Raw genomic sequence first — 22445 nt, forward strand, 5'->3', positions numbered from 1 at the left:
GACGAGATAGGACCGTATTCCCATGACCACTTTCCAGGTCGAAACCGCCCCCGTTCAGTCCGGACTCTCCGCCGCCGCCCGCGAGTTGCTGGAGCGCAGACTGCGCGGCCGGGCCGGTGCCGCGGCGGGCATCCCCCGCGTCGCACCCCGCCCCGAGCGCATCCCGCTGTCGGCCGCCCAGCAGGGCCTCTACTTCCTCCACCGGCTCGACCCGCAGGGCACCGAGTACCTGATGCCCGCCGCCTGGCGGTTCACCGGCCCCCTCGACCTCCTCGCGCTGGACGCGGCCGTCGGCGACCTGGTCGTGCGCCACGAGCAGCTGCGGGTGGTCTTCCCGGACGTGGACGGCGTCCCGGCCCAGGAGGTGCGGCCCGCCGAGGGCAGCGGCCTGGACCTGGTGGAGCTGCCCGCCGGGGCGGACGCCGCGGCCGTCGCCGCCGCCGTGCGGACGGTGGCGCTGCGCCCCTTCGACCTGACCGTCGAGCCGGGCTTCCGCGCCACGCTGGTGCGCGTCTCGGCCGAGGACCACGTGCTGGTCCTGGCCCTGCACCACATCGTGGCCGACGGCTGGTCCCTCGACCTCCTCATGCGGGACCTGCGCGCCTTCCACAGGGCCCGGTCCGAGGGCACCGCGCCGCCCGCCGACCCGGCGCCGATCGCCTACGTGGACTACGCGATCTGGCAGCGCGGCCGCGACGAGAGCGCCGACCTGGCCTACTGGCGCTCGGCCCTGGCCGGTCTCACCCCGCTCGAACTGCCCCTGGACCACCCGCGCCCGGCCACCCGCTCCTACGCCGCGGCCGTGCACACCGTCGACCTCCCCGAGGAGCTGACGGCGGCACTGGCGGAGGTGGGCCGGCGGACCGACACCACCTCCTACATGACCACGATGGCCGCCTTCCAGGCCGCGCTGGGCTTCCACAGCGGACAGGACGACATCGCGATCGGCACCGTCGTCGCCAACCGCGAACGGCCGGAGACCGAGCAGCTGGTCGGGTTCTTCGTGAACACCCTGGTCGTCCGGGCCGACCTGGCCGGCGACCCGACCGGGGACGAGCTGCTCGCCCGGACCCGGGACCGGGTCCTGGGGGCGCTCTCGCACCAGACGCTGCCCTTCGAGCGGGTGGTCGACGAGCTGAGTCCCGAACGGGACCTGTCCCGCAACCCGCTCTTCCAGGTGCTGTTCACGCACACCGGCGCCGAGCACGGCGACTACGCCCTGGGCGGCGCCACCGGCACCCCCTTCCCGATCGACCTGAGCACCGCCAAGTTCGACCTGACGCTGGACGTCCTGGACGACGCGGGCCGGCTCGGCCTGCGCTTCGTCTACCGCCCCGACCTCTTCGAAGCGGAGTCGATCGCCCGGCTGGCGGAGCACACCGTGGCGGTGCTGCGGGCCTTCACCCGCACCCCGGCCCTCCCGCTGAGCCGGATGGAGCTGCTCACGGCGCCGGAGCGGGCCGAGCTGCTCGGCCCCGACGGCCCGGCGAACCGGCCCGTGGCCCCGGCCGAGGAGGACGGCGCGGCCGCGGCGCCCCGGCTCGCCTGGGCCCGGCTGGCGGAGCACATCGCCCGGACGCCCGCCGCGGTGGCGGTCTCCGGGGGCGGCCGCTCCCTGACCTACGCCGAGCTGGACGCGGCCTCCCTGGCGCTGGCCCGGCGGCTGCGGGCCGCCGGGATCGGGGCGGAGTCCCTGGTCGGGGTGTGCCTGGGCCGGTCGGTGGACCTGGCCGTGGCGCTGCTCGGGGTGTGGCGGGCGGGGGCTGCGTACCTGCCGCTGGATCCGGCGCACCCGCGGGCGCGGCGGGAGTTCACCGTCGCCGACGCCGGGGTGGAGTGGGTCGTCACCGACGACACCGGGCGTGCGGCCGTGGAGGGGCTGGCGGTCGGGGTGATCCCGCTGACGGAGACCGGCGCCCCGGGCGCCCGCGACCTCTCCGAGCAGCCGGGCGGCGCCGGCGCCGTGGACCTCGCGTCCGTGGCCCCGGGGCCGGACTCGCTCGCCTACGTCATCTACACCTCGGGTTCCACGGGGCAGCCGAAGGGCGTCGAGATCACCCACGCCAACCTGGCGTGGCTGCTGGGCGCGGCCGACCACCACTTCGACTTCGGCGCCGACGACGTCTGGACCCTGCTGCACTCCCCCGCCTTCGACTTCTCCGTCTGGGAGCTGTGGGGTCCGCTGACCTCCGGCGGGCGGGTGGTGGTGCTGACCGAGGACGAGGTCCGCGACCCCGCCGCGGTGCACGCCGTGCTGCGCGACGAGCGGGTGACGGTGCTCAACCAGACCCCGGCCGCCTTCAAGGGACTGCGGGCCCACCTGGCGCAGCAGGGCGAGGAGTTCTCCGGTCTGGCCCTGCGGACGGTGATCTTCGGCGGTGACGCCTTCGACGCCCGGGACTACCGCGACTGGTTCGCCGCTCCCGCCGCCGGGCGGCCCGCGCTGGTGAACATGTACGGGATCACCGAGACCACCGTGCACGTCACCTACCGCCTGATCACCGAGGCGGACACGGTCTCCCCCGTGTACTCCCCGATCGGCCGCCCCCTCGCCGGCCAGCACGGGTACGTCCTCGACCGGTCCGGACGGCTCGCGCCCCGGGGCACGGTCGGCGAGCTGTACGTCGCGGGCGGCGGGGTGGCCCGCGGCTACCGCAACCGGCCCGAACTGACGGCGGAGCGCTTCCCCTCGGACCCGTTCGCCCCGGGCGCCGGCGCGGGTGGCGCCCGGATGTACCGCACGGGTGACCTGGTGCGGGTGCTGCCCGACGGACAGCTCGCCTACGCCGGGCGCGCCGACCACCAGGTGAAGATCCGCGGCTTCCGCATCGAGCCCGGCGAGATCGAGACCGCGCTGCGCTCCCTGCCCGGCGTGCGGGACGCCGCGGTGGTGGCCCGGCCCGACGCGCACGGCGGCGCCCGCCTGGTCGCCCACGTGGTGCTGACCGAGGGCCGCCCGCTGGACGCGCCCGACCTGCGCGACCGGCTGCGGCTGACGCTGCCCGAGTACATGGTGCCCGCGCTGTTCGTCCGGCACCCGAAGCTGCCGATCACCGCCAACGGCAAGGTGGACCGCAAGGCCCTGATTGCGGTGGCCGTCGAGGGGGCGGGCGCGCCCGCCGGACACGTCCCGCCGACGGGCCCGGCCGAGGAGGCGCTGGCCCGCATCTGGTCGGACGTACTGGGCGCCGAACGGATCAGCCGCACGGCGAACTTCTTCGACCTGGGCGGCGACTCGATGCTGGCGCTGCGCGTGATCGGTCAGGCCCGTTCCGCGGGACTGGGCCTCAGCGTCCCGGACCTCTTCCGGGCCCGCACCCTGGGCGACCTGGCCGCGCTGGCGACCGAGGCCGCCGAGGACAGCGGCCCCGCGCCCGTCGAGCCCTTCTCCCAGCTCGACCCGGCCGACGCGGCCCGGCTGCCGCAGGGCCTCGACGACGCGTACCCGCTGACCATGCTCCAGGGCGGCATGCTGCACGAGATGCTGGCCGACCCGAGCCGCGGCGCCTACCACAACGTCACCGACCTCAAGATCACCGTGCCGGAGGGCTTCGACCTCACCGCCTTCCAGACGGCGGTGGACACCGTCGTACGGGGCCACAGCATCCTGCGGTCCTCCATCGACCTGGTCTCCTTCTCCGAGCCGCTCCAGCTGGTGCACGCCACCGCCGCGCTCCCGGTCGGCTACAGCGACCTGCGCGCGCTCTCCCACAAGGAGCAGTGGGCGTCCGTACGGGCCTACGTGGAGGCCGAGTTCACCCGGCGCTTCGACCTGGCGGCCGCGCCGCTGGTCCGCATCCACCTGCACCGGCTCACCGACCACGAGCTGCGGCTCACGCTGACCGACTGCCACGTGGTGCTCGACGGCTGGAGCCTGACCTCGCTCATCGCGGACCTGCTCGACCTGCACCGGCAGGCCGTGGCGCAGGGCCGGACCCCGGAGCTGCCCCCGGCGCCCCCGTACGCCGAGTACGTCGCGCTGGAGCGCGCCGCGCTCGTCGACGAGGAGGGCCTGGAGTACTGGCGCTCGGCGCTGGCCGACCTCAGCCCGGTCCTGTTCACCCGGCGCGGCACGGAGGCCTCCGACAGCGGTCAGTTCGTCCACGAGGTGCGGCGCTCGTACGCTTCCTTGGCCGAGCCGATCGGCCGGCTGGCCCGGCTGGCCGGGGTGCCCCGCCGCACCGTCCTGCTCACGGCGTTCCACCACACCATGAGCCTGTTCGCCGAGCGCGACGGCTCCGCCGAGGGCCACTCGGTGGGCCTCGTCACCAACGGCCGACCCGAGGTTCCCGGCTCCGACCGGATGCGCGGCCTGTTCCTCAACACCGTGCCGTTCGGGGTGCGCCGCCCCCGGGGCAGCTGGCTGGAGTACCTCAAGGCGGCGTTCGCGGCCGAGCAGGAGATGCTCCCGTACCGCAGGGTGCCGTTGGCGCGGATGGCGCAACTGGGGTCCGGCGCTCCGCGCGTGGCGGACACCCTCTTCAACTACGTGAACTTCCACCGGCTGTCCGGGGACAGCTGGGACGACTCGCTGGAGATCGCCCGCACCGCGTTCCCGCTGATGCTCAACGCGAGCGTGGAGTCCCTCACCCTCGACGTCGACCCGGACTACCTGGCGCCCGCCACCGCCGAGCAGCTCGCCGACCTGATGTGCGGGGTGCTGAAGGCGATGGCCACGCGCCCGGAAGACCCGGTCACGGCGCCGGCACTGGCCGGCGAGGCGCGGATGCGGGCGCTGGAGGAGTGGGGCCGCGGCCCCGACCTGCCGAACACCTCGCTGATGTTCCACGAGTGCGTGGCCGAACACGCCGTGCGCACCCCCGGCGCGGTGGCCGTCCGGCAGGGCGACCGGGAGGTCACCTACGCCGAACTCGACGCCTCCGTGCACCAGCTGGCGGACCGGCTGCGCGCCCTGGGGGTCGGACCCGAGGTACCCGTCGGCATCTGCCTCGACCGGGGTCCGGAGATGGTCCGGGCCGTGCTCGGTGTGCTGCGGGCGGGCGGCGCCTTCCTGCCGCTGGAGTCCCAGCACCCCTGCGACCGGCTGAAGTTCATCGTCGAGGACAGCGGGATGCCGGTGCTGATCACCCAGTCCTCGCTGCTGGGGACGGTGCCCTTCGACGGCCCGACCCTGGTCGTGGACGATCCGGCGACCTGGGCGGAGCCCGTCGAGGTCCCGGCGCCGGGGCTCGCCGTCACCGCGGACAACGCGGCGTACGTCCTCTACACCTCCGGTTCCACGGGCAACCCCAAGGGCGTCACCATCGTGCACCGCAGCCTCACCAACATGCTGGAAGGGCAGCGCGACCTGTTCCCCGTGACCGCCGAGGACCGGGTGCTCCAGTTCGCCTCGCTCAGCTTCGACGTCTCCATCCTGGACCTGACCTGGGCCCTGGCGAACGGCGCCCAGCTGTGCACCCCGCCCCGGGAGGCGCTGCGCGCGGGGGCCGACCTGGCGAACACGCTTGTGGACTACGGGATCACCGTCGCGATGCTGGCCCCGAGCGCCTTGGCGGCCCTGGGCGAGGACCGCTTCCCCGCGCTGCGGATCCTCCAGGTGTGCGGCGAGGCCTGCCCGGCGGAACTGCCTCAGAAGTGGGCGCGCGGACGACGGTTCTACAACGTCTACGGGCTCACCGAGACGGCCGTGTGGTCGGTGTCCACCCTCCTCAAGCCCGACTGCAAGCGTCCGCCGATCGGCTGGGCGATCCGCAACACCCAGGTGTACGTGCTCGACGAGGACCTCCAGCCCGTTCCCGTCGGGGTGCAGGGCGAGGTCTACCTCGGCGGGCGCGCCATCGGCCGCGGCTATGTGAACCGCCCCGGCCTGACCGCCGCCGCGTTCGTGCCCGACCCGTACGGCGCCCCCGGCGCCCGGCTGTGCCGCACCGGAGACATCGGCGTCCAGCTGCCCGACGGCGCGGTGGAGGTCCTGGGCCGCCGCGACAGCCAGGTGAAGCTGCGCGGGTTCCGCATCGAATTGGGCGAGATCGAGCACGCGCTGCGCGAACTGCCCGAGGTGCAGCAGGCGGTGGTGCTGCTGCGGCGGGACCTCCCGGAGCCGGCGCTGGTGGCGTACGTGGTGCCCGAGGAGGGCGTGGAGCCCGTCGTCGAGCCCTTCCGCCGGGCACTGCGGGCCAAGGTGCCCGCGTACATGGTCCCCGCGCGGTTCGTCTTCCTCGACGCGATGCCGGTCAACAGCAGCGGCAAGGTGGACAAGAAGGCCCTGCCCCTGCCCGCGGCCGACCGTCTGGGCAGCGCCACCGAGTACGTCGCACCGGCCACGCCGGCCGAGATCGCGCTCGCCGAGGTGTGGCGCACGGTCCTCGGCATCGAGCAGGTCGGCGTCCACGACGACTTCTTCGCCCTCGGCGGCAGTTCGCTCTCCACCGTCCGGGTCTGCGCCCAGGCGGCCGCCCGCGGGCTGAGCGTCTCCGTACGGGACCTGCTGGAACTGCCCACGATCGCCCGGCTCGCCGCCCGCGCCACGGAAGCCGCGGAGCGCGCGGCCGACCCCGGGGCCGGGCAGGCCGCCGACGGTGCGAAGCCCGTCACCTCCGAGGTCCGCCTGCGCGAAGGCGAAGGCGACCCGCTGTGGTGCGTGCACCCCAGCGGCGGCAGCGGCGCCTGGTACGTGCCGCTCGCCCGGGCGCTGCCGCCCGGTCAGCCGGTCCGGGCCTTCCAGGCCCGCGGCCTGCTCGGCGGGGTGGACCCGACCACGATCGCCGGGATCGCGGCCAACTACGCCGCCGAGATCGCGGCCCACGGCGGGGAGGGCCCGCACGACCTGCTGGGCTGGTCCATGGGCGCCAACATCGCCCTGGAGATGGCCACGCAGATGCACGAGGCCGGTCACACCGTCGCACCGCTGACACTGATCGAGCCGCACCTGCCCCACCCCGCGGCCTGCGAGCGCCTCGCGGCGGTCGGCCGCGACATGGAGCGGGGGCTGCGGATGCGCGACCGCGTCCGGGCGCTGGCTCCTTCCCCGGAGCGGGACGCCGCCGCGGCCGAACTCACCACCCTGCTGCTGGGGGCCGGTATGAGCCCCGGCGAGGCGGCCCTGGTGGAGCAGGCCCCGATCGAGGTCTGGCACTCGCTGCTGACCGCCCTGTCCGCCTACGAACTGCGCCCCTACCCCGGCCACGTCCACCTGCTGGTGGGCAGCGCGGCCGCGGAACTGCCCGACGGCGAACCGATGCCCGGGCTGGACGTCGACTTCCGCACCTACGTCGAACGCTGGCGCGAGATCGCGCTCGGCGGACTGACCGTCCATGTCACCGAGGGTGACCACATGTCCATGATGTCCGAACGGCTGATGCACAAGACCGCTGCTGTGCTCGGCCGGATCCAGTCGGAGGAACGCCGATGACCGTCCTGACCACGAACACCACCACGCCCGCCGCCCCGAGCGCGCCCGCGGACCTCTCCGCCCTGGTGTGCCCGATGACCGGGCGGACCGCCCCGCCGGACCCGGCGGCCCGTACGGCGCCGCCGGCCCCCCGGGTCGCCCCGGTCCCGTCGGCCGCCTTCACCGAGCGGTACCTCCTCGACCCCGCCGTCAACGCGGACCCCTACCGGTACCTCAACTCCCTGCGCGACCACGATCCCGTGTACTGGTCCGCCATGCACCGGGCCTGGCTCGTCACCGGACACGGCCAGCTGATGCACTGCCTGCGCGACCCGGCGGTCTCGGCCGAGCGGGTGGGGCCCCTGATGGACGCCGTCCCCGAGGGCGCCCGGGAGGACACCGAACGCGCGTACTCGGTCCTGTCCCGCTGGATGGTCTTCAACGACCCTCCGCAGCACCGGCGGCTGCGCCAGGTGTTCCAGGAGCAGTTCTCCGCCCGCTCCATCGGCCGCTACCGGACGTTCGTGGAACGGGCCACCCGGGCCATGCTGGCCCGCCGCAGCGTCCCCGGCACCTCGGGCGACCTGCTCGCCGACATCGCCCGGCCGCTGCCGGCGCTGGTCTTCGCCCGCTGGCTGGGCGTCCCGCAGGCGCACAGCCCCTCGTTCTGGTACTGGAACGCCCGGGTGGGCGACCTGGTGCTCGGGGCCGCGCAGGAGGAACGCGAGTACCGCACCTCGCTCCAATCCCTGGTGAAGCTGGACGACTACCTCGCCGGTCTGGTCCGCGAGCGCCGGGCCGACCCCAAGGACGACCTGATCAGCTGCGTGCTGGCGGGCGGCCAGATCGGGAAGTCGGTCAGCGAGGAGGAGTTCGTCGGGATGCTGACCCAGATGGCCTTCGCCGGCGGGGAGACCACCAGCAACCTGATCGTCAACACCGTGCTCGCCCTGCTGCACCACCCGGAACAGCTGGCGGCGCTGCGCGCGGACCCGGCCCTGGTGCCGCTCGCCGTCGAGGAGGCGATGCGCTACGACGGCCCCTCGAAGATGTCGATCCGCAGCGCCGCCCGGGACTTCGAGCTCGACGGCCGCCCGGTGCGCGGCGGGGACCGGCTGTTCCTGGTCACCGCCGCCGCCAACCGGGACCCCCAGCGGTTCGCCGACCCGGACGTCTTCGACGTGGCGCGGGGCAGTGCCTCGCACCTCGGGTTCGGCCACGGCGCGCACTTCTGCATCGGGGCGGCGCTGGCCCGGCTGGTGGCCTGCGCGGTGGTCGGCGTCCTGGTGAGCGAGTACCCGGACCTGGCCCTGGCCACGGACGGGCACAGCTGGCAGCCCTCGCTGCTCAACCGCGCCCTGACGGCGCTGCCCGTCCACTACTGACGCGTGGCCGTCCGCCACCGCACCGCGGCCGCCCCGGCGGCCCGACGAAGGGTCCCATCATGGCCTCCACGCTGACGAGTGCGGGGACGCGGCTGCGCGCACCCGCCAAGCTGCCCTCCTTCCGGCTGCTGTGGCTGGGGCAGTCGCTGTCCCTGCTCGGGGACGGCTTCAGTTACATCGCCTTCTCCTGGATCACGCTGAGCCTGACGCAGTCCACCCTCACCCTCGGCTACGTCCTGGCCTTCCAGGCGGTGCCGCGGGCGCTGCTGACCCTGGTCGGCGGCTCGCTCAGCGACAAGTGGTCCCCGCGGACGCTGATGACGCTCTCCAGCTGGGCCCGCGCGGTGCTGATGGGGGGCGTCGGGCTGATCGGTATGACCGGGTCGCTGACGGTGGCACTCCTGTGCTGCGCCGCCGCCGCGTTCGGCGCGGTCGACGCGTTCTTCCAGCCGGCCCGGGCCTCGATCCTGCCCTCCGTGGTGGACAAGGAGCAGCTGGCCCCGGCCAACGCGCTGCTGGCGGTCGGCACGAAGGTGTCCTCCATCCTGGGCCCGGCCGTCGGCGGCATGGTGGTCGCCCTCTCGGACGCGCCCGTCGCCTTCCTCGTGGACGGGGTGTGCTTCGCCCTCTGCGGGCTGTGCGTCTCGCGGATCCGGACGGCCCCGGCGCCCGGGGCTCCCGGGGAGGCGGAGCCGGCGCCGGCCGCGCGGGAGGCCGGGGACTCGCTGCTCACCCGGATGCGGGCCGGGCTGCGCTACGCCATGGTGGACCCGCGGATCCGCTCCATCCTGGTCGTCGACACGGTGATGACCTTCTGTTACGCCGGTACCTTCACGGTCGGCTTCGCCACCCTCGCCAAGGTGGACCTGCACGGCGGCTCGGCGACCCTGGGCCTGCTCAACGGCGCCCTGGCGGGCGGGGCGATGCTCGGCACCCTGGTCGGCGGCTCGCTCAGCGGCCGGCCCCGGGTGGGCCTGCTGATCGCCGCGCTCGCCGGGTGGCTGGCGGTGGGCATGGGGGTGCTGGGGCTGGCGGACAGTGCGGTGGCGGCCTTCGTGACCGTCCTGGTGATGGGCTTCGGCATCGGGTTCCAGGGCGTCTTCGGCCTCAGCTGGATCCAGCGCACCATCGATCCCTCGGTGCTCAGCCGGGTGATCTCCATCGACATGGTCCTCGGCTACGCCATGGCGCCCGTCTCGCTGATCCTGTGCGGGGCCCTGGCGCAGGGCGGCAGCGGCCCGATGTTCGCGGTGTCGGGCGCCCTGCTCGCGCTGACGGCGGTCGGCCTGCTCAGCTCCAGGGCGGTGCGCACGATGCGCTGAGCGGGCCGGGCCAGGGGCACGGCACAGAATCCCCTACCCCCGCAGGGAGGCGGAGAGTTCGCACAGGGCCGCCCGGTTGCTGCGGCCGGTCTTGGTGCCGAGGCTGGCGATGTGCTTCTCCACCGTGCGGGGCGAGATGTAGAGGCGGTCGGCGATGTCCTTGTTCCCCAGCCGCTCGGCGAGCAGCCGGAACACCTCGTACTCGCGGACCGTGACCCCCTGGGTGCGCAGGACGTCCGGGATGTTGCCCGAGCCGGAGCGCCGCTGGGCGACGGGGGCGCCCATCCGGCGCAGCGCGGCCCGGCAGGCGTTGGCGACGGGGGCCACCGACTGCTGGTGGAAGTGGAGTTCGGCCCGGCGCAGCCAGGCCACCGGCTCGCCCCAGCCGTCCTCGTGGGCCGCCTCGGCGATCAGCCGCAGGCCCAGGTGGAGGGCGGTGGCGTAGGGCTCCGCGGTGCGCAGGGCCTCGTTGACGGCCGCGGCCGCCAGGTCGGGTCTTCCTTCCCGGCCGAGCAGGACGGCGCCCGCGAAGTGCACGAACTGCCGGTTCCAGCGCATCCGGCCGGGGGCGGTGGCCGCGATCTCCTCGTACGGGCCGCGGCCCGCCTCGCCGGAGAGCACGTCCAGGAGCAGCCCGATGCCGTAGCGCCCGCTGAGGTAGTAGGTGCTGGGGTTGGTGTTCTCCAGCTCGGCCACGGTGTGCAGTTCGCGGACCGCGGCCGGCCGGTCCTCCTCCAGCAGGGCGCAGAACGCGCGGGCCAGGCCCCGGGTCAGCGGCTCCTCCTGGGAGCCGCTGCCGTCCCACTCGGCGAAGGCGTCCAGCGCCCGTTCCATGTCCGCCCGGTCGCCCTGGTGCGCCGCGAGGGTCGCCTTGGCCATCAGGACGTAGCGGGTGGCCGGGGCCAGGCGCAGCCGCTGGACGACGGCCAGGCACTCCTCGGCGCCCTGCGCGGCGGCGGTGAACTCGGCCCGCAGCGCCGCGTCCAGGATCATGATCCCGTCGATGGTGTACACGATGGTGGCGGAGCCGAGCCGCTGGGCCTCGCCGCGCGCCGCGAGGAGGGGGATCGTATTGCCCTCGGTGAGCCAGTTGTTCCCGCCGATGCGGGTGAGGGCGTACATCCGCTGGAGCGGGAGCTGGTGCTGCTCGGCGGTGTGCAGGGCCGATTCCAGCAGGGCCGTGGCCTCGTCGAAGTCCCGCTCGCGGGCGAGCGTGGCGAGCAGTTCCCAGGCCTGGCAGACCACCGTGGGCAGACCGTGCCGTTCGGCGGCCTGGAGCGCCGAGTAGGCGAGCTTCTCGGCCTGCTGGGTCCGGTCCGGGCCGGGGGTGTCGAGGGCCAGGTAGGCGGCGGTGACGTCGATGGAGGCGGTGCCGCATTCGTCGGGCTGCTCCCCGAGCAGGGCCCTGGCCTGGGCGATCTGGCGGTTGCCGTCCTCCCAGCGCCCGGCGGTGTGGGCGACCTTGGCGAGCCGGGTGTGCAGGGCCGCGAGGCGCTCGGCGCTCAGCCCGCTGCCGCCCAGGGTGTGCAGGTTCTCGGCGAAGCCGAAGGCCTGGGCGAAGTCGCCGGCTTCGGCGAGCGCGGGCAGCAGGGCCTCCAGGGCGGCGGTACGCCCCGCCGCGTCCCCGCTGGCGGCGAGAAGCCGTTCGGCCCGGCTGAGCAGGGTGACCGCCGAGCCGATGGCCCCGGCGCCCAGCGCCCGTAGCCCGGCGACGGTGAACAGCCGTCCCGCTTCCGCGTCGTCACCGGCCTGCGAACGCAACTCCGCGACCAGCGGGCACCATTCGCCCTCCAGCTCGGGGTAGAGCGCCTGGACCGCGTCGGCCGCGCGCCCGGACATCTCCGCGCGGTTGGTGGGCGTGAGCTGGGTCAGCAGTGCCTCGGCGGTCAGCGAGTGGCGGAACGCGTACCAGTCGGGGGCCGGTTCGTCATGCACGACGAGCTGCGCCGCCACGCCCGCGTGCAGGTGGCTGAGCAGGCTGCGGTCGTCGATGCCGGTCATCCGCTGGAGCACGGTCAGCGGGAAGCGGCGGCCGATGACGGCGGCGGCGGACAGCAGGGTCAGACCCTGGGGGGCCAGCCGGTCGACGCGCCGCAGGATGCCGCGCGCGAGGGCGGTGGAGACGTCGCTGCGCAGGTCGCCGACGACCCGCCAGCCGTCCTCGGCGCGGACCAGGGCGCCGCTGCCGATCATCCCCTGGAGCAGTTCTTCGACCAGGAAGGGGCTGCCCGCGCTGTCGTCCCAGAGCCGGTCCAGGGCCGCCTCCGGCACCCCGTCCGGTTCGGTGTCCAGCTGCGCGGCGATCACGGCGCGCACCTCGGGCCGGGTCAGCGGCGCCAGCTGGAGGACGGTTCCCACCCCGCGGCGGCGCGCCGATTCGGCCATGTCGAGGGCGTCGCAGGATTCGGTGCGGATCGTGGCCAGGAGGACCACGTTGGTGTATTCGAGGTTGTCCACGAGGTACTCGACGACCGCGAGGGTCTCGGGGTCGGCGTCGTGCAGGTCCTCCAGCAGGAGGAGCTGGCCGTCGTCCCGGCCGGTGGCGATGAGCAGCCGCAGCACGGCCTCGCCGAGGATCACCATCGAGCTGTTGTCCTGGGCGTCGCTGCTCCAGTCCGGGATGATCCGGCCCAGCGCGGGCCGGTAGGGCCCGAGCGGCAGGTCGTCCAGGGACGGGCCGCCGGGCGGCCCGCCGCGGAACAGCGCCATCAGCGCTTCGGTCAATGGCCGGAAAGGCACTGTGGGGCCGGTGGTGCTGCTCCGGCCCCGCAGTGCCCGCATTCCGGCGTTGAAGGCCATTCCCACGGCCTCGGCGGCGAGCCGGGACTTGCCGATGCCCGCCTCGCCGACCAGGAAGACGACCCCGCCGCGTCCGTCCCTCGCCTCGGTCAACGCCTGCTTGATCTCCAAGAGTTGTGAGTCACGACCGATGATGTACCGCGCACGGGAACGCATGAGCGCAAATCTAGTTCATACGTACGGTCCGCAGTGCACCGAAAGTCGGCCTTTCCCACGTGCCGGACTCCGGAATCCGGGCGCGGACAGGGGTCCTACCAGGTGACATTGGGGGCCGAGACGCTGGTGTCGATCTGGCTCAGCGCGACCACGAGGCCGCTGGTGAGCACGAGACCGGCCAGTGCCCGCGCCCGCGCGCACGCCGTGTTGCGGCCCGACAGGGTGATGCCGCCCGCGGGGTCCCCGGCGGGAACCGCGGTGGTGGCGTCGACGGCGTCGGTGGTGATGTCCGCGGCGGTGGCGTTGACCTGGAGCTCCTGCATGGTGGTGAGTCCCTTTCTCGGAACCTGAAGTGGAGTGTGGTCTCGGACTGCGGTGAGGAGGTGCGGCGAAGCGGGCGGGCGGTCAGTGGAGCAGGAGGACGGACGGGACCGTCTCCGGGAAGCCCAGCCTGAGCAGGGCGTATCCGATGCCGGACAGTCCGGTGAGGAGTCCGGGTGAGGGGACGTGGTCGGGGGTGCCGCAGCGGTGGCCGTGGTCCTCGAGGCGGCCGAGGACCTGACCGGCCCGGTGGGTGAGGGCGGTGGCGGCGCCGGCGTGGCCCTGCCCGGCGAGGACGCTGAGCAGCTCCAGGGAGCCGAGCGTGCCGTGACCGAGGCTGAGGTCCCCGAACTCGGCGGCCTCCGTGGAGGGGCCGCCCTCGGCGGGATCGCTCAGCAGGGCCGCGCACCAGGTCAGTTCGGCCTGCGGGACCGGCCGGCCGGCGCGGGCCAGCGCGTCGGCGGCGGCGAGCGCGGTGCCCGCCAGTCCGGAGTGCCAGCCGAGGTCGGCGGGGCGGCTCAGCGCCGCGTCCAGTGCCGGGCGCAGCAGGGCGGCGCCGGTACGGGCGTACGCCTCGGCCCGCGCGGCGCCGGTGGCCCCGGGGCCCCGCTCGGCCTCCGCGGCGGCGTAGCGGAGCAGGGCCCAGCCGATGCCCGCGTCCCCCTGGGCGAAGCCGGGGTCCGCGGCCGCCGCCCCGGCGGGCCGGGCGAGAAGCGCCTCGGCGTGCTCCCGCAGCCGGTCGGCGAGGGCGCCGGCCAGGGCGGCGGCGCCGGGCATCCCGGTCAGGCGGTGCACGGCGACGGTGGCGGCCAGCGCTCCGGCGAGTCCGTCGGCCAGGTCGGCCGGGCCGTCGGGGGCCGCTTCGACGGCCAGGGCGAGGGCGGTGAGCGCGGCGGGCAGACAGGCCCGCAGCGGGCCGGCTCCGGTACGGCCGGCCTCCGCGCCCCCGTCACCGTCGTTGTCGCCGTCGTCCAGCAGGGCGGCCAGCCGGGCCACGCTGTAGACGATGCCGCCGAGTCCGTTGAGGGCGCCCGGTCCGACGGCGGCGCTCAGCTCCGGGGCGGCGGCCAGTGTGGCCAGCAGCTCCGGCAGCGGGGCGGCGGCCTGCCGGGCCAGCGCGGTGTAGCGTCCGGCGCCGGTCAGCGCGCCGAGCTGGGCCAGGAAGAGGGCCACTCCGCAGTAGCCCTGGGCGAGTCCGCCGCCCATCGGCAGGACGGCCCAGTGCTCGCCGGAGACCTGCTCCAGGCCGAGCCAGTTGACCCGGCCGTCGCCGTGTACGGCGCGGGCCGCGATCTCGTCGGCGATCCCGCAGGCGGCGGTCAGCAGCCGGGAGGGCTCGGGTGCGACGGCGGGGGCGAGGTGCCCGGCCAGCGCCGAACGGGGGCGGCCCCCGGTCAGGTTGGCACCGGTCACCGCGAGCGTGGCCGAGATGATCCACTCCTGGTCGTGCCGGTCCACCTCGCCCATCGCGGCGATCTTGTCCAGCGCCGTCCGCAGGCTCGGCGCGGGCAGCACCCCCTCGACGCACGTGCCCCGGGAGGTCCGCACCACGGCGTCGGCGGGGTGGTGGAAGAAGAGCGGCACGTCACCGGCCCACAGGTCGGCGGTCTCGTCCTCGATCAGCCGGCGGCGGGCCGGGTCGTTCTCGGATTCGGCCCACAGGACGGCGAACAGCGCGTCCCGGGTCAGCGCGTCGCGCAGCACGTCGGGGTGCGTCGACTCCTCCAGGAGGGTCGTGTACAGCCGGGTGGCGCGGGCGATCAGCCGGCCCGGGCTGGTGGCCCAGCGGGCGAGCAGCCCGTCCTCGCCGAGGAGTTCGGCGCGGTGCGCGGTGATCGCGTCGTAGCCCGCCCGGAAGCCTTCGAGCAGCGCGGCCCGGTGGTCCCCGTGGCCGGCGGCCGGGTCCCGCGGGGCGGGCCGGTTCTGCCCGGCCGGGGTCTCGATGCGACCGCGCAGTACGCGCATCTCGTCCGTTCCGGCGCCTTCCCAGCTCATTCCGTCGCTCGGGTAGGAGCCGCCGTGGCCGCCGCCGAGGGCGGAGATGTCCATGGCGCCGTGCTCGCCGATCAGCAGGCTCGGCAGCAGGCAGGTGCGGTGGACCGAGGCGGCCAGGGCCGCCGCCGCGGGGTCGGAACCGCAGGTCACCGCGGCGGGCAGGCCCGCGTGGAGCAGGGTCTCGGCGTCCACCAGGACCGGCTGGTCCCGGCAGGCGATGACGTTCTCGTAGTGCATGTCCACGCCGTCCACCGCGTACAGCAGGGCGAGCAGCGCGCCTTGGCGGCGGTAGAACCGGTCCAGCTCGGTGGCCGAGGAGCACCAGGCGTGCTCGATGAATTCCAGCCAGCCGTATCCGGGCCGGCGCACCGAGCGGGGGGTCCGCAGGCCGAGGCCGGCGACCTTGCCGTTGGTCCAGGCGACCGCCTGGTCGAGGAGGGCGTGCTGGTCGAGCGGGCGGGGCTTGTAGACGACGGTGGCGCCGTCGGCGAAGCGCAGCAGGGCGACGGAGCGGTTGCCCTGGTGGACGTCGCCGCGGCCGAGGTCGATCCGTACCAGCGGTCCCGGCTCGGCGCCGCCGAGCAGGCCGCGGACGAGGGCGGCGCGGTCGGCGGTGTAGCGCCCGACCAGTTCCACCGTCGCGTCCGTGGCGTGGATGCAGGACTGGGCCAGCATCCGGGCCAGCACCGGGTAGCCGGTGAAGAGCGCGGCCAGGCCGTCGCGGGTACCGAGCCCGGCGAGGAAGTCGGCGAACCGCTCCCGCGAGGTCTCCCCCGACAGCTGCCCGGCGGTGCGCGCCGCGTGCAGTTCCCGGACCAGGGTCCGGGCGGACTGGCGGATCAGCCGGTCGCCGAGCCAGCCGGTGAAGGCGGCCCGCACCGGGGCCAGTTCCGCCTCGGGCAGTTCGATCCGCGCGGCCGCCTCGGCCCAGGCGGCCTCGGTCAGCGGGCGCAGTGCGGGCAGGAACACCGCGGCGCCCTCGGCGCCTTCGGTACCGGCCGGCCCGGCGGCGGTCGCTTCCCGCCCGGCGGGGGCCGCGGCCACGATCCGTTCGGCGTACCCGGCCCACTCCGGCTTCCCGGCGCGGGCGGCCAGCTGCCAGGACCGCTCCGCCGCGAGGGCGTACCCGGTGTCCTCGGTGGCGCCCAGGCTCGCCATCCGGGCCGCGAAGCCCTCGGGGTCCCCCAGGGCCCACGAGGCGGGCCGGGTGTGGGGGGCGGCGGGCCGTGCGGATGCGGGGGCATCCGGGGCGGCGAGCCGCTCCCGCAGGTTCAGGGCCTGCGCCCACCAGGAGTGGGTCAGGCCGCCGACCTCGGTTTCTGCGGCGGTGGCGGTGTCAGTCACAAGAAGAAAACTCGCAGAGGCCGCCGCCGGGCACATGGGGGGTCGTCCCCCATATTCCGCGCGGCCGCCCCCACCACCCCCCGTACGCACCGGCCGGCCCCCGCCGCCGCGGGGCCCGGCCCCGGCCCGCGCACCCCGTGCGACCCGCCACGACGCCCCGCCGGGGCGGTCCGGGCAGCGTCCTTCACCGGATCCGACGCTCGTGACGCCGGGCCTTCACAAATGTGGGGGCCGGGGCCCGATGCCCCCACCGGGGGGCCGCCCCCACTCTGGGAACCAGCGCCCCTTCCGCCGGCCGACACCCCGGCAGGCGGATGACTTTCGGAGGACCCGGTGGGAGAACCCGTCCCTGTCAACGTCGTCGCACTCGATCCGGTGCTGGAAGCCGGTACCAAGAGCGCCCTGCTCGCCTGCCCCGAGGTGGCCCTGGCCGCTCCGGGCGGTGAACCCCGCGTCGTGGTCATGACCGTGGACCGGATCGGCCGTACGGAACTCGACGTACTCCGCTCGATCCGGGACACCCCGTCCCGGCCCGACGTGGTGCTCGTGGCGGGCGAACTGGAGCCCGCCGACGCCCTGCACGCCATCGCGGCGGGGGCCCGGGGGCTGCTGCGCCGCCGCGAGGCGGATCCCGTCCGCCTCGCCCGGGCCGTGCGCGCCGCCTCCCGCGGTGACTGCACGCTGCCGCCGGACCTGCTGGACCTGCTGCTGGAGCACGCCGGTGCCAAGGGCGCGGCGGCCGACGCGGTGGCCGGCCCCTGGGACGCGGCCGGGCTCAACGACCGGGAGCGGTCCGTCCTGCGGATGGTCGCCGACGGCCACGAGACCAGTGAGATAGCCAAACGACTCTGCTATTCACCCCGGACGGTGACCACCGTGGTCCACGACATCACCCAGCGGTTCCGGCTCCGCAACCGCGCCCACGCGGTGGCCTACGCCCTCCGGGCGGGCATGCTGTGAGCGCCGTCGCCGCACCGCCGCGCACGTCGGCCCGCGGGGCCACCCGCCCGGCCACCAGGGAAGGGTCCCTCGAAGCGGTCCTGGAAGCGGGCCGGCTGAGCCGGATGCTGGCCCAGGTCGCCACCGGCCTCGCACCCGCCCCCGAACCGGTCCCGGACACCGTCGAGATGCCCTACCCGGACCTGGTCCGGCTGCTCGGCGGCCACACCGCGCTGCCCGCCCCGCGCCCCGAACCGACCGAGGTGGCGCCTCACTTGACGGCCCGCCAGACCTCGGTACTGGCCCTGATGGCGGAGGGCCACGGGAACGCCGTGATCGCGCGCACCCTGTCCTGCTCGGAGCACACCGTCAAGAACGTCATCTACGAGCTGATGTCCCGCCTGCACGCCCGCAACCGTTCGCACGCGGTGGCCTGCGCGGTCCACCACAGCCTGATCTGAGCGGACGCGCGCGCCGCTAGCGGCGCGCGTCGCGCGAATTGCCGAACAGGATCCGGTAGGCGACGAGCAGGACCAGGGACCCCGCCACCGCCGCGCCCCAGGTGGGCAGGTCGAAGAACTCGTTCCGGACGGGCCGGTCGAGGAACTTCGCCGACAGCCACCCGCCGATGAAGGCACCGGCGACCCCGATCAGGGTGGTCCCGATCAGACCTCCGGGGTCGCGACCGGGCAGCAGGACCTTGGCGATGCCTCCGGCCAGCAGCCCCAGGACGACCCAGCTGACGATCCCCATACCCGCTCACTCCTCTGTCCCGCCGGGCCGCACCCGTCGTCGGTGTGCGCGCTCACCAGGGAGGACGCCGTGCGGCCCGAAATGGTTCTCGGGGCGGACCCGCACGGTCCGGATGAGGAGGTCACAGGGCTGCGCGGACCCGAACCTTGGCGGGGCTATGCCGTCAAGTGGCCGGAAGAGCACAGTCGTCGGGCAGGCCGGGCACGAGTGCCGCGCACCCGCCCCGCTCCTGCTCCTCCCCGTCCCGCGCACTCCGTCACGCAGCGAGGCACCCATGACACTGCCCGATCCGTCCGGCCCGGCCGCCCTCACCCACGTCCTGGTGGGGTACAGCCCGGTGATGCTCGGCAAGCTGGACGCCCTGCTCCCCGAGAACTCCGTCCTGGTCGTGGAGGAGCCCGCCGTCATCGCCGCGCGCGGCATCGACGGCCTGCCCGCCGCGCACCGCTGCGTGGGGGCGCTGCTCGGCGCGCCCAGCCAGGACGAGGACAACCCGCACCGGATCGTCGCCGCGGTCCCCCGGCCGCCGAACGCCCGCGCGGTCGTCCCGGTCGTGGAGTACGGCGTGGTGGCCGCCGCGGCCCTCGCCGAGGCGTGGGGGCTGCCCGGCGCGGGTCCCAAGGCCGCGCGGATCCTGCGGGACAAGGCCCGGCTGCGGGCCGCGGTGGACGGTACGGACCTGGACCAGCCAGCCTGGCAGCGGGCCCGCGGCCCCGAGGACGTGAGCGCCTTCCGGGCCCGGTACGGCGGGGCGTGCGTGCTCAAACCCGCGGGCCGCCAGGCCAGTCTCGGCGTACGCCTGCTGGGACCGCACGACGACAGCGCCGCGGCCTGGGCGCACACCACGACCGCCGACGAGCCGTCGCTGCACGCCGGTTACCCGGACGCGGCGCGGTACCTGGTGGAACAGCGGCTGTACGGGCCGGAGGTGAGCGTCGAGGCGGTGGTCCACGAGGGCATCGTCGGCTTCACCAACATCACCGCCAAGCTGGTCCAGGACTCGGGCCACCCCGTCGAGACCGGGCACACCGTGCCCGCCGCGCTGCCCCCCGCGCAGGCCGACGCGCTGCGCGGCGCGGTGGCGGTGCTCGTCTCGGCGACGGGCTTCCGCTCGGGCGTGCTGCACTCGGAGTGGATCCTCGACGACGGCCGCCCGCACCTGGTGGAGTGCGCGGCCCGGCTGCCCGGCGGCGGGATCACCGCGCTGATCGACCTCGCCTACGGGATGGACATCCTGGCCGCGCTGCTGGGCGTCCTGGACGGCGGCGCCGCGACACCGCAGCGCCCGCCGGTGCTCGGCGCGGCCGTACGGTTCCTGATCGCGCCGGTCGGCCCGGTGGAGGCGGTGGACGGCGCCGACGCCGCCCGGCGCGCCTTCGGGGTGGAGGAGGTGCACGTCGCGGTGGCCCCCGGCGACGTGGTCCGGGCCGTCACCAGTTCCTGGGAGCGGGCGGGATACGTCATCGCCACCGGGACGGACGCGGCGGCCGCGGCCCGCAACGCCGAGGACGCCGCCGCCCTGGTCTCGGTGCGCACGGCCGGCAGCGGCGGCGGTGCGCGATGAAGCGGATCTCGCTCACGGACTACGTGCCGGCCACGGCGGCCGGCCGGACCTTCGCCCTGACCTCGCTGATCAACGCGATCGGCACCGGCCTGTTCCTCGCCGGGTCGACGGTGTTCTTCATCCGCTCGGTCGGCCTCTCCTCCACCCAGATCGGCGCCGGACTGGCAGTGTCGGGGGTCGTGGGCTTCCTGGCCACCGTCCCGATCGGCGCGCTCAGCGACCGGATCGGGGCCCGGCGCACGCTGATCGCGCTCCAGGTGTGGCGGGCCCTGTGGTTCGTGGCGCTGGCGTACGTGCACGGTTTCGCCGGGTTCCTGGTGGTGTCGTCCTGCCTGGCGGCGGCGGAGGGCGCGACCCAGCCGATGACGCAGGCGGTGGCCTCCGACACCACCGAGGAGTCGGACCGCACGCGGACGATGGCGATCGTCCGCACCGTGCGCAACATCGGCTTCTCGGTCGGCGCGCTGCTGGCGGCCCCGCTGCTCGCCGCCGACAGCACGTGGGCGTACCGGGGCATCGTCCTCGGCAACGCGGCGGCCTTCCTGGTCTCGGCGGTGATGCTGGCCCGGCTGCGGCTGGTGCGTTCCAGCGCGGCCGCCCGCAAGGTGGGGCCGCTCACGGCGATCCGGGGCTTCCGCGACGGGAGGTACCTGGGGCTGGCCGGGCTGGCCGGGGTGCTCAACCTGCACACGACGCTGCTGTCGGTGGGGCTGCCGCTGTGGGCGATGACGGCCACGGGGGTGCCCGCCGGGTTCGTGCCGGTGCTGATCCTCGTCAACACGGCGCTGTCGATCACGCTCCAGGTACCGGTGTCGCGCGGGGCGGAGCGGCCGGGCGGCGCGGCGCGGGCGCTGCGGCTCAGCGGTTTCGCGCTGGCCGCGTGCTGTGCGGCGCTGGCGGCGGCGCACGGCCCCTCGCCGCTGCTCGCGGGGGCGCTGCTGCTGCTCGCCTGCGTGGCGCTGACCTTCGGCGAGATGTGGCAGGCGGTGGGCGGCTGGGACCTCAGTTACGCGTTCGCGCCCGAGGACCGCCGCGGGATCTACCTGTCGGTGTTCAGCCTGGGCAACTCCGGGCAGCGGATCGTGGGTCCGGCGCTGGTGACCGGGGTGGTGATCGCGACGGGGGCGGTCGGATGGGCCGCGCTGGCCGTGGTGTTCTGCCTGGCCTCGGTCCTCGTACCGCCGGTGACCCGGGCCCTGGAGCGGCAGCGCGCGGAACAGGAACGGGAACGCGAACGAGCAGGGGAACCGGACGGGATGCGCGCAGCGAGCGAAGGGGCAGTGGCGTGAAGGATCTGCTGGTGGTCGGGGTGGGCACGATGGGACGCCCGTACGTCGAGGCGGCGAGGCGGCTCGGTCACCGGGTCCGCGCGGTGGAGAACGCGGCGCTCATGGGCGGCCGTGCGGCCGAGGAGGGCGTCACCTACTACCCGGTGTCGGGTTCGCTGGACGAGTCCTGGTTCGCCGGGGTCACGGCGGCGCTCGCGGACCGCGCCCCCGACGGGGTGCTCGCCTTCGCGGAGGCCAACGTGACGGCGGGCGCGCTGGCGCAGGAGCGGCTCGGGCTGCCCGGTCCGTCCCTGCACGCCGCGGTGATCTCCCGCAACAAGGCCCTCCAGCGCACCGGGTTCGGGGCGTACGGGGTGGCGCAGCCCGCGTTCCTGCTGGCCCCCGACCTGCACGCGGCCCGGGAGTGGATGCTGGAGCGGCTGCCGGTGGTGGTCAAGCCGCTGTCCCTGGGCGGCAGCGAGGGCGTCGAACTGGTGACGAGCGCCGCGCAGGCCGAGGAGATCGTCGCGCGCCGGGGCGGCGAGGGGAAGATCCTGGTCGAGGCGGCCGTGAGCGGCCCGGAGTACAGCTGGGAGGCGCTCGTCCACGAGGGCGAGGTGCTCTTCGCCAATGTGACGGAGAAGGAGACCACCGCCCCGCCGTACTTCGTGGAGCTGTCGCACCGCTGCGGGTACGCCTTCGCGGATCCGCAGCTGGCGGCGCGGGTGGACGAGCTGACCGCGGGGGTGCTGCGGGGGCTGGGGATGCGGACCGGGCTGGTGCACCTGGAGTTCCGGGTGGGGCTGGAGGGTCCGGTGCTGATGGAGGTGGCCGTCCGTACCCCCGGGGACTTCCTCGCCGAGGCGGTGGGCCTGACGTACGGCTTCGACCTGCACGAGGCGGTGGTGCGGCTCGCGCTCGGGGAACCGCTCGGCGGTCCGCTGCCCGCGCTCCCGGTGGCCTACGCGGCGACGTACTTCCCCACCTGCGCCCCCGGCACGATCACGGCGGTCGACGGCCTGGCGGAGATCGCCGCGCACCCGGCGGTCGTCCGGGTCGGGCTGCGCAAGGGGGTGGGCGACGTGGTGGGCCCGCTCACGTCCTCGTCCCAGCGCCTGGGCCACATCCTGGTGAAGGCCGGCTCGCCCGCCGCGCGCGAGGACGCCCTGAAGTTCCTGGCGGAGCGGCTGCGGATCTCCGTACGGGCGCACTGAGCGGGTCCGCGTGGGCCCCGTGCGGGGCCCACGC

At 74.9% G+C, this 22445-nt stretch carries 12 protein-coding genes; 8 read left to right on the plus strand and 4 right to left on the minus strand.

Annotation, left to right across the window (positions count from 1 at the left end; genetic code table 11):
• Positions 1-22 precede the first annotated feature (22 nt).
• Genes AC0693_RS25370 through AC0693_RS25380 form a run of 3 tightly spaced genes read left to right on the plus strand, consistent with a single transcriptional unit; the run spans position 23 to position 10058 of the window.
• Positions 23-7372, plus strand: coding sequence for an amino acid adenylation domain-containing protein (locus AC0693_RS25370; protein WP_478802982.1), 7350 nt, complete (start codon positions 23-25; stop codon positions 7370-7372).
• The gene (locus tag AC0693_RS25375) at positions 7369-8736 is read left to right on the plus strand and encodes a cytochrome P450 (RefSeq protein WP_356405781.1); all 1368 of its coding nucleotides are present in this window, start codon (positions 7369-7371) and stop codon (positions 8734-8736) included. Before AC0693_RS25370 ends, AC0693_RS25375 begins: the two co-directional genes overlap by 4 nt.
• 59 nt (positions 8737-8795) lie before the next feature.
• Positions 8796-10058, plus strand: coding sequence for an MFS transporter (locus tag AC0693_RS25380; RefSeq protein ID WP_469319877.1), 1263 nt, complete (start codon positions 8796-8798; stop codon positions 10056-10058).
• A gap of 33 nt (positions 10059-10091) precedes the next feature.
• On the opposite strand, the gene AC0693_RS25385 is transcribed toward AC0693_RS25380, so the two are convergent.
• The 3 genes from AC0693_RS25385 to AC0693_RS25395 form a co-directional block, all read right to left on the minus strand.
• Positions 10092-13013, minus strand: coding sequence for a helix-turn-helix transcriptional regulator (locus AC0693_RS25385; protein ID WP_478802983.1), 2922 nt, complete (start codon positions 13011-13013; stop codon positions 10092-10094).
• Positions 13014-13108: 95 nt separating this feature from the next.
• Positions 13109-13336, minus strand: coding sequence for a hypothetical protein (locus AC0693_RS25390; protein WP_356405775.1), 228 nt, complete (start codon positions 13334-13336; stop codon positions 13109-13111).
• Between the two features lie 82 nt (positions 13337-13418).
• The gene (locus AC0693_RS25395) at positions 13419-16673 is read right to left on the minus strand and encodes a type 2 lanthipeptide synthetase LanM family protein (protein WP_478802984.1); all 3255 of its coding nucleotides are present in this window, start codon (positions 16671-16673) and stop codon (positions 13419-13421) included.
• A 333-nt stretch (positions 16674-17006) separates the two neighbouring features.
• Here AC0693_RS25395 and AC0693_RS25400 point away from each other — a divergent pair, with 333 nt between their 5' ends.
• The gene (locus AC0693_RS25400; RefSeq protein WP_356405771.1) at positions 17007-17633 is read left to right on the plus strand and encodes a helix-turn-helix transcriptional regulator; all 627 of its coding nucleotides are present in this window, start codon (positions 17007-17009) and stop codon (positions 17631-17633) included.
• A complete protein-coding gene (locus AC0693_RS25405) occupies positions 17630-18073 on the plus strand; it encodes a helix-turn-helix transcriptional regulator (protein WP_356405769.1) in 444 nt (147 codons plus the stop codon). Before AC0693_RS25400 ends, AC0693_RS25405 begins: the two co-directional genes overlap by 4 nt.
• A 16-nt stretch (positions 18074-18089) precedes the next feature.
• On the opposite strand, the gene AC0693_RS25410 is transcribed toward AC0693_RS25405, so the two are convergent.
• Positions 18090-18365 (minus strand): GlsB/YeaQ/YmgE family stress response membrane protein, encoded by a 276-nt coding sequence (locus AC0693_RS25410; RefSeq protein WP_468464039.1) that lies wholly within the window; start codon positions 18363-18365, stop codon positions 18090-18092.
• A gap of 274 nt (positions 18366-18639) precedes the next feature.
• On the opposite strand from AC0693_RS25410, the gene AC0693_RS25415 reads away from it, so the two are divergent.
• Genes AC0693_RS25415 through AC0693_RS25425 form a run of 3 tightly spaced genes read left to right on the plus strand, consistent with a single transcriptional unit; the run spans position 18640 to position 22411 of the window.
• Positions 18640-19929 (plus strand): ATP-grasp domain-containing protein, encoded by a 1290-nt coding sequence (locus AC0693_RS25415; RefSeq protein WP_478802985.1) that lies wholly within the window; start codon positions 18640-18642, stop codon positions 19927-19929.
• The gene (locus tag AC0693_RS25420; RefSeq protein ID WP_356405764.1) at positions 19926-21218 is read left to right on the plus strand and encodes an MFS transporter; all 1293 of its coding nucleotides are present in this window, start codon (positions 19926-19928) and stop codon (positions 21216-21218) included. The genes AC0693_RS25415 and AC0693_RS25420 overlap by 4 nt, the downstream gene beginning before the upstream one ends.
• The gene (locus tag AC0693_RS25425) at positions 21215-22411 is read left to right on the plus strand and encodes an ATP-grasp domain-containing protein (RefSeq protein ID WP_356405762.1); all 1197 of its coding nucleotides are present in this window, start codon (positions 21215-21217) and stop codon (positions 22409-22411) included. Before AC0693_RS25420 ends, AC0693_RS25425 begins: the two co-directional genes overlap by 4 nt.
• The last annotated feature ends 34 nt before the right edge of the window (positions 22412-22445 follow it).

The sequence above is a fragment of the Streptomyces sp. NPDC043876 genome, assembly GCF_056435825.1.

Coding starts and splice junctions, on each gene's coding strand:
- AC0693_RS25370 (WP_478802982.1), top strand. CDS start 23: ATGACCACTTTCCAGGTCGAAACCGCCCCCGTTCAGTCCGGACTCTCC.
- AC0693_RS25375 (WP_356405781.1), top strand. CDS start 7,369: ATGACCGTCCTGACCACGAACACCACCACGCCCGCCGCCCCGAGCGCG.
- AC0693_RS25380 (WP_469319877.1), top strand. CDS start 8,796: ATGGCCTCCACGCTGACGAGTGCGGGGACGCGGCTGCGCGCACCCGCC.
- AC0693_RS25385 (WP_478802983.1), bottom strand. CDS start 13,013: ATGCGTTCCCGTGCGCGGTACATCATCGGTCGTGACTCACAACTCTTG.
- AC0693_RS25390 (WP_356405775.1), bottom strand. CDS start 13,336: ATGCAGGAGCTCCAGGTCAACGCCACCGCCGCGGACATCACCACCGAC.
- AC0693_RS25410 (WP_468464039.1), bottom strand. CDS start 18,365: ATGGGGATCGTCAGCTGGGTCGTCCTGGGGCTGCTGGCCGGAGGCATC.
- AC0693_RS25415 (WP_478802985.1), top strand. CDS start 18,640: ATGACACTGCCCGATCCGTCCGGCCCGGCCGCCCTCACCCACGTCCTG.
- AC0693_RS25420 (WP_356405764.1), top strand. CDS start 19,926: ATGAAGCGGATCTCGCTCACGGACTACGTGCCGGCCACGGCGGCCGGC.